Source organism: Kribbella sp. NPDC051586 (genome assembly GCF_044453965.1).
Lineage (GTDB): Bacteria > Actinomycetota > Actinomycetes > Propionibacteriales > Kribbellaceae > Kribbella.
The window spans coordinates 1,339,594-1,350,152 of the sequence record NZ_JBITDF010000001.1; the positions used below are offsets into that span (position 1 = coordinate 1,339,594).

The window sequence follows — 10,559 nt, forward strand, 5'->3', positions numbered from 1 at the left end:
GGACTTCCAGGGCCGCCCCGGAGTGGGTCAACCGGTCTGGACCGGTCGGCGCCGGAGCGGTCAGTCGCGAAACACCCGAAGGCCACTGAGCGGCCGTGAGCGCTTTTCTGACCCCCTCCCGCGAGAGGGGACATGGAGATGAGGGAGAAAAGACGCCCTGATGCGAGTTTCGGGCGGCTGGTGGCAGGTTCTGCTTCGGTCGACAGGTAGAATGGACGACGTAGGGCGAGCCGCGCCTCTACTCCCACCGTAGAGGGCGGCTCTACTGTGCCGCGATGCCTCGCGAACGCGGGGTCCGAGGAGGACAACCACCGGTGACCGACGAGCCGATCGAGATCGACGCCAACCAGTCCGCCGACCCCATCGGCATCCCCGCACCCGGCGAGGAACTCCCCGCGATGCTCGACGCGATCCCGTCGAACGTCGTCGAGCGTGAGTACGACGCGAGTGCGATCCAGGTTCTGGAGGGACTGGACGCGGTCCGCAAGCGCCCGGGTATGTACATCGGGTCCACCGGCGAGCGCGGCCTGCACCACCTCGTCACAGAGGTGGTCGACAACGCGGTCGACGAGGCGATGGCCGGGTTCGGCGACCGCATCGTCGTCACGCTGATGGCCGACGGCGGCGTGCGCGTCGACGACAACGGCCGCGGTATCCCGGTCGACATCGTCGAGTCCGAGGGCAAGCCGGCCGTCACGGTCGTGCTGACCGTTCTGCACGCCGGCGGCAAGTTCGGCGGCGGCGGGTACAAGGTGTCCGGCGGTCTGCACGGCGTTGGCGTCTCCGTGGTGAACGCGCTGTCCAGCCGGCTCCAGGTCGACGTGAAGAAGAACGGCAAGCTGTACACGCAGACCTTCACGATGGGCGTCCCGGACGCCGACCTGGCCGAGATCGGCACCTCCGACTCCAACGGCACGATCATCACGTTCTGGGCCAGCCCCGACGTGTTCGAGACCACGACGTACTCCTACGAGACGCTGGCCACCCGCTTCCGCGAGTACGCCTTCCTGAACAAGGGCCTCGAGCTGGTGATCCGGGACGAGCGCCCGGACCATTTCGACGAGGACGGCAACCCGCTCGAGCAGTCCTTCCGGTACGACGACGGCCTGGTCGACTACGTGAAGTACCTGACCGGCATCCGCGAGACCGTGCACCGCGACGTGATCTCGTTCGAGGCGGCGACCGCCGACGACACGATGAGCCTCGAGGTCGCGCTGCAGTGGAGCGGATCGTTCCAGGAGTCCGTGCACACCTTCGCGAACGCGATCAACACCCACGAGGGCGGCACCCACGAGGAAGGCTTCCGGGCCGCGCTGACCTCACTGGTCAACTCCTTCGGCGAGGACCAGGGGATGATCAAGAAGAAGGAGGACCGGCTCACCGGTGACGACATCCGGGAGGGCCTGACCGCGATCATCTCGGTCAAGCTCGCCGAGCCGCAGTTCGAGGGGCAGACCAAGACCAAGCTCGGCAACACCGAGGTCAAGGGTTTCGTCCAGCGCGTCGTCAACGACAAGCTCGGCGCCTGGTTCGAGCAGAACCCGGCCGAGGGCCGCGAGATCATCCGCAAGGCGTCCGCCGCGGCGAGCGCCCGGATCGCGGCCCGCAAGGCCCGCGACCTGGCCCGCAACCGCAAGGGTCTGCTCGGCGGCGGCGGTCTGCCGGGCAAGCTGGCCGACTGCCAGTCGACCAACCCGGAGGAGTGCGAGGTCTACATCGTCGAGGGTGACTCGGCGGGTGGCTCCGCGAAGGGCGGCCGGGACCCGAAGTTCCAGGCCATCCTCCCGATCCGCGGCAAGATCCTGAACGTCGAGAAGGCGCGGATCGACAAGGTCCTGCAGAACAACGAGGTCCAGGCGATCATCTCCGCGCTCGGCACCGGCATCCACGAGGACTTCGACGAGGAGAAGCTCCGGTACCACAAGATCGTGATCATGGCCGATGCCGACGTCGACGGCCAGCACATCCGGACCCTGCTGCTCACCCTGCTGTTCCGGTTCATGCGGCCGCTGATCGAGCGCGGTCACGTGTACGCCGCGCAGCCGCCGCTGTACAAGATCCGGTGGAGCAACCAGCCGGACGAGCTGGCCTACACCGACCGCGAGCGCGACGGCCTGCTCGAGGCCGGTGCCGAGGCCGGCAAGAAGCTGCCCAAGGAGAACCCGATCCAGCGTTACAAGGGTCTGGGCGAGATGAACGCGAACGAACTGTGGGACACCACGATGGATCCGGCCAACCGGGTGCTGCTGCAGATCACCCTCGACGACGCGATCCGCGCCGACGAGACGTTCCAGACGCTGATGGGCGACGACATCGAGGCGCGGCGCAGCTTCATCCAGCGCAACGCCAAGGACGTTCGCTTCCTCGACATCTGATCTTGCTGCCCTCCGACGTACTGATCTGAACGGGACTTATTCATGACCGAGACCCCCACCTCGCCGGGCCACGACCGGGTCGAGCCGCTCGACCTGCAGACCGAGATGCAGCAGTCGTACCTCGACTATGCGATGGCCGTGATCGTCGGCCGCGCGCTGCCCGAGGTCCGCGACGGCCTCAAGCCGGTGCACCGCCGCATCCTCTACGCGATGTACGACGGCGGCTACCGGCCGGACCGTGGTTTCAACAAGTGCTCCCGCGTCGTCGGTGACGTCATGGGTCAGTACCACCCGCACGGCGACTCGGCGATCTACGACACCCTGGTCCGGCTGGCGCAGCCGTGGGTGATGCGGGCGCCGCTGATCCAGGGCCAGGGCAACTTCGGCTCGCCCGGCAACGACCCGGCGGCCGCGATGCGGTACACCGAGTGCCGGATGGCGCCGCTGGCGATGGAGATGGTCCGCGACATCGACCAGGACACGGTCGACTTCCGGCCCAACTACGACGGCAAGTCGCAGGAGCCGGTGATCCTGCCGGCCCGCTTCCCGAATCTGCTCGTCAACGGCTCGTCGGGTATCGCGGTCGGCATGGCGACGAACATCCCGCCGCACAACCTGCGCGAGGTCGCGGCCGCGGTCGACTGGGCGCTCGAGCACCCGGACGCGACCCGCGAGGAATTGCTCGACGCCTGCCTGCAGAACATCAAGGGCCCGGACTTCCCGAACGGCGCGCTGATCGTCGGCTACAAGGGCATCGACGACGCGTACCGCACCGGCCGTGGTTCGGTCACGATGCGCGCGGTGGTCGACATCGAGGAAGACGCCAAGGGCCGGACCAGCCTGGTCGTCACCGAGCTGCCGTACATGGTCAACCCGGACAACCTGGCGCTGAAGATCGCCGAGCTGGTCAACACCGGCAAGATGAACGGCATCGCCGACATCCGCGACGACAGCTCGTCCCGGACCGGTCAGCGGCTGGTCGTGGTGCTGAAGCGGGACGCGCAGCCGCGTGTCGTACTGAACAACCTCTACAAGCACACGCAGCTGCAGGACACCTTCGGTTGCAACATGCTCGCGCTCGTCGACGGCGTACCGCGGACGCTGAGTGTCGACCTGTTCATCAAGCACTGGATCGACCACCAGATCGAGGTCATCCAGCGGCGGACCCGCTTCCGTCTGCGCGAGGCCGAGAAGAACGCGCACATCTACCGCGGGTACGTGAAGGCGCTGGACGCCCTCGACGAGGTCATCGCGCTGATCCGGCGCAGCCCGGACGTCGAAGAGGCCCGCACCGGCCTGATGCAGCTGCTCGACATCGACGAGATCCAGGCCCAGGCCATCCTGGACATGCAGCTGCGCCGGCTGGCCGCCCTGGAGCGCCAGAAGATCATCGAGCGGTTGCAGGAGCTCGAGGCGATCATCGCCGACCTCGAGGACATCCTCGCCAGCCCCGAGCGGCAGCGCACGATCGTCAAGGACGAGCTCAGCGAGATCGTCGAGCGGTACGGCGACGAGCGGCGTACCGAGATCATCGCCGCCGACGGCGACCTGTCGGTGCAGGACCTGGTGCCGGACGAGGAGGTCGTCGTCACGATCTCCCGTGGCGGCTACGCGAAGCGGACCAAGACCGACCTGTACCGGACGCAGAACCGGGGCGGCAAGGGCGTCCGCGGCGCGGCACTGCGGGCCGAGGACGAGATCAACCACTTCTTCGCCACCACGAACCACCACTGGATGCTGTTCTTCACCACCAAGGGCCGGGTCTACCGGGCCAAGGTGTGGCAGCTGCCCGAGTCGGCCCGGGACGCCAAGGGTTCGCATGTCGCCGGCCTGCTCTCGTTCCAGCCGGACGAGGAGATCGCGCAGGTTCTGACGCTGCGCGACTACGACCAGTCCGACTACCTGGTGCTCGCGACCAAGAAGGGCCTGGTCAAGAAGACCGCGCTGCGCGACTACGACTCGGCGCGGCAGAGCGGCATCATCGCGGTCAACTTCCGCGAGGAGGACGACGAGCTGATCGGCGCCGACCTGGCCACCGCCGGTGACGACCTGCTGCTGGTGTCCCGCAAGGGCCAGTCGATCCGCTTCACCGCGAACGACGAGCAGCTGCGGCCGATGGGCCGGGCCACCTCTGGCGTGACCGGCATGAAGTTCCGCTCCGGCGACGAGCTGCTGTCGATGTCGGTGATCCGGGCCGGTTCCGAGGAGGACACCCAGTTCGTCTTCACCGTCACCGACGCCGGCTACGCCAAGCGGTCGCGCGTGTCGGAGTACCGGCAGCAGGGCCGCGGCGGTCTCGGCATCAAGGCGGTGAAGCTGAACGACGAGCGCGGTTCGCTGGTCGGCGCGATCATCGTCGTCGACGAGGACCAGGTGCTCGCGATCAAGGCCAGCGGCCAGGTCGTCCGCAGCCGGGTCGACAGCGTGCCGGTCAAGGGCCGCGACACGATGGGCGTCCGGTTCGCCGGGGTCGGCGAGTCCGACGCCGTGGTCGCGATCGCTCGGAACACCGATCTGACCGTCGCTCTGGAGGAATCGGAGGCGGCCGAGGAGGGTACCGTCACCGAAAGTGCCCAGAATGTGGACGGATCGACAACCGAAACCACCTCTGAGAGCGTCCAGAATGATGACGAACGTTCGACGGACGTGGACGGCGCGGCTACCGTCGAAGACGACGAAGCCGGCCAGGAGGGTGACTGATGACCAACCGCGCGAGGCCGACATGGCCTGAAGGTGCGGCCGACAGCTCCAAATCCCAGCGCACGGCGCCGGGTGGGAAGCCGTCTGCTGCCCCGGCCAACCCGGCCTCCAACGGTCGTTCCAACGGTGTGCCGAGCAGCCCGCCGAGGACGCCGAACGGCCAGCGCCCGTCCTCGTCGGAGTACCGTCCGCAGCCGCGGCCGGCCACTCCGAGCGCCGGCGCTCCGTCGCTTCCCCAGCAGCCCGCGGCTCGCCCCGCCCCGAGCACGCCGGGCCGCCCGGAGCCATGGTCCCCAGGTGCCTCCCCCGGTACGGCGACCCCCGCGGCCGCCGCGCCGTACGAGAATCCCGTGGCGAAGACCGAGTCGTTCGGTGACCGGGTGAGCGCGGCGCGTCAGGCCGTGGTCGACAAGGCCTCCGCGGTGAAGTCGGACAAGGCGGATCGCGAAGAGGCCCGGCAGTCCCGGCTCGCCGAGAAGGACGCCAAGACCTCGAGTCGGCCACAGACCCGCAAGGCGCGGCTGCGGATGTCCCGGATCGACCCGTGGTCGGTGATGAAGACGGCGTTCCTGCTGTCGATCGCCTTCGGGATCGTGACCTGGGTGGCGGTCTTCATCATCTGGTCCGCGATCGGCGCGGCCGGGGTGTTCGACAACATCAACAGCACGGTGCAAGAGGTGCTGGGCACGCCGACCGCCGAGCCGTTCCGGGTCGAGAACTACATCAACACCGGCAAGGTGATGGGCTTCACCACGCTGCTGGCCTGCGCCGATGTGCTCATCATCACCGCGCTCGCCACGCTCGGATCCTTCCTGTACAACATCGCCGCCACGCTGCTCGGCGGCCTCGAAGTCACGCTGGCGTCGGAGGACTGATCGGCTGCGGCCGGGCCCGGTGCGGCCCGGCCGGAACCGGTTTGGGAGTAGGGCACTTGGTGCGGTAATCTCTCCCGGGTTCGACACCGCAGTACGCGGGCCTATAGCTCAGACGGTTAGAGCGCTGCCCTGATAAGGCAGAGGTCACTGGTTCAAGTCCAGTTAGGCCCACCCTCACCTTTATGTCCCAGCCTCAGTTGTGGCGCGATCCGAGGAGTTCCAGTGCTGAAGAAGCTCCTGCTGGTGCTGCTGGCCGGCATCGGTGGATACTTCGCCTACAAGAAGACCCAGCAGTCCCGCGCCGACAAGGACCTCTGGGCCGAGGCCGTCGACTCGGTAACCCCGGGTCGCTGACCACCCTCACGGGGGCGTAGCTCAACTGGCAGAGCACTGCCTTTGCAAGGCAGGGGTTAGGGGTTCAAGTCCCCTCGTCTCCACCAAATCCTCCCCAGGCGGTGCTAGGGGGCCATCGTCGGCCGGTCGTTCTTGGTCAGGACAGGCAGAACGGGTGGCCGTGTGGGTCGAGCATTACGCGGACGTTCTGCTGCGGCTGGTGTTCTGACTGGGTTGCGCCTGCTTCGATGGCCCAGGTGACGGCGGCGTCGAGGTCGTCGACACCGATGTCCAGGTGCATGGTGGCGGTTTGGTGGCCGGGCTGGCTCGGCCAGATCGGCCGTCTGTGCGCACGGTCCTCCTCGATGTTGATCGTTGGTCCCGTCTCGTCCTCGGGCGGTTGCAGCTGGGCCCAGCCACCCTTCGGGCCGACGTCGACGATCGGCCAGCCCAGCAACCGGTGATAGAAGTCGGCCAACTCACCGCGAATCGTTGACCGGGGCAACGGCTGGATGTTGACGACGGAGCTGCGTGGTCGGGATGTGTCCGACGACTGGGCGGTTGCCGACCACCCCGCCGTGCTGACCGCGATCGCGACTGGGCTCCGTGAATTGCACGCCTTGCCCAGTTCGCCGTTCGGCTCGCCGTTTCCGGGCGCGCGCGACGTTGTTACGCACGGAGATTATGCGGCGCCGAATGTCTTCCTCGATCCGGAGACCCTGCAGTTCGCCGGCATGCTCGACGTGGGCAAGCTCGGCATGGGTGACAGGTACGTCGACCTCGCGCTGATGTACAAGAGCCTCGCGAATGGACGGAATCCGCGGTACGGACTCGTGCCCGCGGCGCGTTCTTTCGTCGAGCGGTACGGCGGCGATCCCGACGATCCGCGGATTGCGTACTACATCGGCCTCGACGACTCCGACAGCTTCTGGGAACGAGGCTAGGCCGACGCGCGCTCAGGGGACTCCGCGACGAGCAGGAGGTGCAAGGAAGTTCTAGGGGCAGAGGTGGGCGAGTGCGGCGTCTATTGGGAACAGGTCGGGCAGTTGTTCGCTCGGGTTCCACCAGACGGCGTCGGACATCTCGTCGTTCGGCGTGAAGGGCTGGGGCGAGGCGACCTGGCCGCGGTAGATCGCGAGGTACTCGAGGCGGTCGTCGGGTGCGACCCGGATCTTTGCCACGCCGGCGAAGTCGAGGGAGTCTGCGCGTTGGCTGCTTTCCTCAGCGAGTTCGCGTACTGCGGCTTCGCGCGCGGACTCGCCTGGATCGAGCATGCCGCCGGGCAGTTCCCACGCTTGGCGGTACCGGTTGAAGACCATCAGGCACTCGTGGCCGCACCACAGCACAACGAGCGACGCGGTCAACGGCACGGACGGATCCAAGCTGCCGAGCTGGTCCTCATCCAGCGGCTCGAAGGTGAGCAGCACCGACCCGTCCGTATTCAACACAGGAAGCTCATACACAACCGACGACTATCGCACTATTCTCCGGTGGCGCCGTCGAGGGATTGGCGGAGGAGGTCGGCGTGGCCTGTGTGGCGGGCGTATTCCTCGATGACATGGGTGAGGATGAAGCGAAGGTCGGTACTGCCGAACTCGGGGTTGGCGACGATGCGCGTGACGTTGCTCGGTGGGAACAACGACCTGGAGTCGGCGCAGGCCGCCAGGTAGTCGGCGTACACCTCCTTCGCCGGCGTGGGATCCGACTCGTCGAACCAGTCGGAGCCGTCGGCGGCGGCGTACATCTTGTAGGGGTGGTACTGCGGCGAGGCGTCGGCGAGACGATGTTGCAGCCAGTAGCGCTCGACGCCCTGCAGGTGGCGCATGAGAGCCAGCAGCGTCAAGTCAGACGAGGGCACGGATCGTTGCCGCAGCTGACCGTCCGACAGACCCTCGCACTTCCACAGGAACGTCGCCCGGTGGTAGTCGAGGTTCGAGGCAATTACCTCCAGCCACGACCCGGCGAGAACCCGCTCCGGTCTGAGCACTTTCTCAATCACGATGTCGGTCACGATGGTCCGATGCTTCACCGGTCCGTGGATCGACAACCTGCCTATTGTTCGATCAAACCGCCGACGGCGACGGGTGGGACGTGGCCCGTGGGTGGGCGGGTTCGGGCGAGGGCCAGGCCGATGTCGACGATGGCGGCTCGGTGGAGGCTGGCGACCTCGCCGACCGGGGTCCAGGCGGATTCGGCGGTTTCGCCGTTGGGTTCTGGGCGGAGGGTGCCGGCGGTGATGCGGGCGGCGTAGTAGATGCCGATGTTCTGGTGGTCCTCGGGGCCGGGGTGGTTCCGCTCGGCGGCGGGGATGATCCGGGAGTCGACGCCGAGCAGTCGCTCGACGACAGCGGTGCAGCCGGTCTCCTCGGCGACCTCGCGGACCACCGTGTCGAACGGGTCCTCGCACGGCTCGACACCCCCGCCGGGGAGCGTCCACCAGGTGCCGTTGCCGCGCGGCGAGACGTACCGCGCCAGGAGGACCCGCCCGTCTTCGATGCACACGGCGTACGCCGCCAGTCGTCTACTCACCCACGGGACTCTAAATGCAGAAGGGATGACCGGCCGGGTCCGCGAACACGTGGTGGTAGGTACCGGTCGTTTGCAGAGGTTGCGCGCCGACGTCCATCGCGTGAGCCCGGGCAGCGGGTACGTCGGTGGTGAGCAGATCCAAATGCACCTGCTGGGGATAAGCAGGGTCGGGCCAGCGTGGCGCCGGCGAGTCCGAGCGTTGGAAGGCCAACCCAGGCGCCCCGGCGAGGACTACGCGGGAAGGAGTGTCGAGCTCGCGCTCCGGCCGGTCGAGCAGAGCGCTGTAGAACGCGGCAAGCGCAGGCGGGTCCGGGCAGTCGATGACGATGCGTACGACGCGGGCACCGTCCACCGGCTGCTCGTACAAGCAGAACGGGTGCCCGATCGGGTCGGCGTACACCTGCCACTCACCGCTGTCCCGCAGCAGCCGAGCCCCAGGCGGCGCGACGAACAAGGGTACGGCGATGTCGAGGTGCATCTGCTGCGCCCCATCGGGCCACCCCGGCGGCTGGTAATCGATCGGCCCGTCGCCGAACCCGAGACGCAGGGCGGACGCCTCGCCGCCGACGATGAACCAGTCCTCGTGGAGGATCTCCATCCCGAGCAGCTCGGCATAGAAGTTCGCCACCGGCCGCGCCCCGAGGTCATAGCTCTCCGGCGTGTTCCCCGGGCACGCGAACACGACGTTCCGAATCGTCAGACTCACCCGACCACCGAACCCGAACCCGGCCGGCATGTCGAGGGATCAGTTCAGATCGGGGACGGTCTGGGCGCCGACATAGTCGCGGAAGAGTTTGATCTTGCCGTCCTGGATCCGGAAGACCTGGATGCAGCGGGCCTGGAACGGCACGCCAGTAGTCGTGTGCCGCGCCTCCGTGATCAGCTCGAGGACCACGACCTCCGGGTCGGCAGTCTCGTGCAGCTGGACAGTGCGGAGGTCGATGATCTCGACGGGGTGCTCGGCGGCGCGCAGTGAGAACTTGCGGATCTCTTCGCGGCCGACCAACCGTTCGGGCAGGCCTGCGACGGCGAACGGCATCTCGATCACGCCGTCCTCCGCGAAGAGCTCCACGAACGATTCGAAGTCGCGGTCGACGAGGTGGCGGCGGCGGAGGTCAAGTACTTCCAAAGGAGTCATTCAACGACCGTAGAACGAAAGCCACAGACATTCAACACCTGTAGAATGAATTCGGTGAACGAGACCACCCGCGACCGCCGGCGCATCGAGACGCAGGAGCGGATCCTCACCGAGGCACGAAGGCTGTTCGCCGAGACCGGGTACGACCGCACGACGATCCGCGCCGTCGCCGCGGCCGCGCAGGTCGATCCGGGCCTGGTGATGCACTACTTCGGCAGCAAGCAGCAGCTGTTCGCGCGTGCGGCCGAGACGGACAACAGGCCGGTGATCGGCGGCACGCCCGAGGAGATCGCCGCGCAGTTGCTCGAGCGCCTCCGGCAGTCGCTGATCGAGGAGCCGGTCGCCTCACTCGCCGCGCTGCGCTCGATGCTGACCCATCCCGACGCGGCCGACGAGGTCCGAGGCAACGCGCAGGTCCGCGGGAGCAACATCAGCAAGGCGATCCCTGGCCCCGACGGCGCGCTCCGAGCCGATGTGGTGAGCGCCGTACTCATCGGTGTCGTGCTCGGGCGCCACCTGCTCAAACTGGACCACCTCGCCGACGCCGACCCCGACAAGATCGTGGAGCTCCTCGGCCCGGCGGTGCACTCGCTGACCAACGCCTGACGG

At 67.5% G+C, this 10,559-nt stretch carries 12 protein-coding genes and 2 tRNA genes; 8 read left to right on the forward strand and 6 right to left on the reverse strand.

Going from position 1 to position 10,559, the window contains the following annotated elements; translation table 11 throughout:
• The first annotated feature begins 314 nt into the window (after positions 1 to 314).
• The 6 genes from gyrB to ACIA58_RS06670 all read left to right on the forward strand — a co-directional run bounded on the left by gyrB (position 315) and on the right by ACIA58_RS06670 (position 6,390).
• Positions 315 to 2,375 (forward strand): DNA topoisomerase (ATP-hydrolyzing) subunit B, encoded by a 2,061-nt coding sequence (gene gyrB / locus ACIA58_RS06645; RefSeq protein ID WP_396402588.1) that lies wholly within the window; start codon positions 315 to 317, stop codon positions 2,373 to 2,375.
• Between the two features lie 42 nt (positions 2,376 to 2,417).
• Positions 2,418 to 5,075 carry a DNA gyrase subunit A gene (gyrA, locus tag ACIA58_RS06650; RefSeq protein WP_396402589.1) on the forward strand — a complete coding sequence of 886 codons (2,658 nt, stop codon included), beginning with the start codon at positions 2,418 to 2,420 and terminating at the stop codon, positions 5,073 to 5,075.
• Positions 5,075 to 5,950 carry a DUF3566 domain-containing protein gene (locus ACIA58_RS06655; protein ID WP_396402590.1) on the forward strand — a complete coding sequence of 292 codons (876 nt, stop codon included), beginning with the start codon at positions 5,075 to 5,077 and terminating at the stop codon, positions 5,948 to 5,950. The genes gyrA and ACIA58_RS06655 overlap by 1 nt, the downstream gene beginning before the upstream one ends.
• A 97-nt stretch (positions 5,951 to 6,047) precedes the next feature.
• Positions 6,048 to 6,121: transfer RNA gene (locus ACIA58_RS06660), tRNA-Ile, on the forward strand.
• Between the two features lie 51 nt (positions 6,122 to 6,172).
• Complete coding sequence (locus ACIA58_RS06665; protein WP_233714837.1) at positions 6,173 to 6,304, forward strand: DLW-39 family protein; 132 nt, start codon at positions 6,173 to 6,175, stop codon at positions 6,302 to 6,304.
• Positions 6,305 to 6,314: 10 nt separating this feature from the next.
• Positions 6,315 to 6,390, forward strand: a tRNA-Ala gene (locus tag ACIA58_RS06670).
• A gap of 50 nt (positions 6,391 to 6,440) precedes the next feature.
• On the opposite strand, the gene ACIA58_RS06675 is transcribed toward ACIA58_RS06670, so the two are convergent.
• Positions 6,441 to 6,788 (reverse strand): VOC family protein, encoded by a 348-nt coding sequence (locus ACIA58_RS06675; protein WP_396402591.1) that lies wholly within the window; start codon positions 6,786 to 6,788, stop codon positions 6,441 to 6,443.
• A 7-nt stretch (positions 6,789 to 6,795) separates the two neighbouring features.
• On the opposite strand from ACIA58_RS06675, the gene ACIA58_RS06680 reads away from it, so the two are divergent.
• Complete coding sequence (locus ACIA58_RS06680) at positions 6,796 to 7,227, forward strand: phosphotransferase (RefSeq protein ID WP_396402592.1); 432 nt, start codon at positions 6,796 to 6,798, stop codon at positions 7,225 to 7,227.
• A gap of 51 nt (positions 7,228 to 7,278) precedes the next feature.
• On the opposite strand, the gene ACIA58_RS06685 is transcribed toward ACIA58_RS06680, so the two are convergent.
• From ACIA58_RS06685 to ACIA58_RS06705, 5 genes are read right to left on the reverse strand one after another with little or no spacing between them, the layout of a single operon-like run.
• Positions 7,279 to 7,731 (reverse strand): NUDIX hydrolase, encoded by a 453-nt coding sequence (locus tag ACIA58_RS06685; protein WP_396402593.1) that lies wholly within the window; start codon positions 7,729 to 7,731, stop codon positions 7,279 to 7,281.
• Positions 7,732 to 7,763: 32 nt separating this feature from the next.
• Entirely contained in the window at positions 7,764 to 8,294 is a 531-nt protein-coding gene (locus ACIA58_RS06690; protein WP_396402594.1) for a DinB family protein, read from the reverse strand.
• A 41-nt stretch (positions 8,295 to 8,335) separates the two neighbouring features.
• Positions 8,336 to 8,812 carry an NUDIX hydrolase gene (locus tag ACIA58_RS06695; protein WP_396402595.1) on the reverse strand — a complete coding sequence of 159 codons (477 nt, stop codon included), beginning with the start codon at positions 8,810 to 8,812 and terminating at the stop codon, positions 8,336 to 8,338.
• Between the two features lie 10 nt (positions 8,813 to 8,822).
• Positions 8,823 to 9,518 carry a VOC family protein gene (locus ACIA58_RS06700; protein ID WP_396402596.1) on the reverse strand — a complete coding sequence of 232 codons (696 nt, stop codon included), beginning with the start codon at positions 9,516 to 9,518 and terminating at the stop codon, positions 8,823 to 8,825.
• Positions 9,519 to 9,557: 39 nt separating this feature from the next.
• Complete coding sequence (locus ACIA58_RS06705; protein WP_396402597.1) at positions 9,558 to 9,950, reverse strand: nuclear transport factor 2 family protein; 393 nt, start codon at positions 9,948 to 9,950, stop codon at positions 9,558 to 9,560.
• Between the two features lie 54 nt (positions 9,951 to 10,004).
• Between ACIA58_RS06705 and ACIA58_RS06710 the strand changes: the two genes are divergently transcribed.
• Positions 10,005 to 10,556, forward strand: a complete 552-nt coding sequence (locus tag ACIA58_RS06710) for a TetR/AcrR family transcriptional regulator (protein WP_396402598.1) — start codon at positions 10,005 to 10,007, stop codon at positions 10,554 to 10,556.
• Positions 10,557 to 10,559 lie beyond the last annotated feature (3 nt).

Bases quoted from the DNA above. Each gene is read 5' to 3' on its own strand.
- ACIA58_RS06655 (WP_396402590.1), top strand. From the start codon at position 5,075: ATGACCAACCGCGCGAGGCCGACATGGCCTGAAGGTGCGGCCGACAGC.
- gyrA (WP_396402589.1), top strand. From the start codon at position 2,418: ATGACCGAGACCCCCACCTCGCCGGGCCACGACCGGGTCGAGCCGCTC.
- ACIA58_RS06680 (WP_396402592.1), top strand. From the start codon at position 6,796: ATGTTGACGACGGAGCTGCGTGGTCGGGATGTGTCCGACGACTGGGCG.
- ACIA58_RS06705 (WP_396402597.1), bottom strand. From the start codon at position 9,950: ATGACTCCTTTGGAAGTACTTGACCTCCGCCGCCGCCACCTCGTCGAC.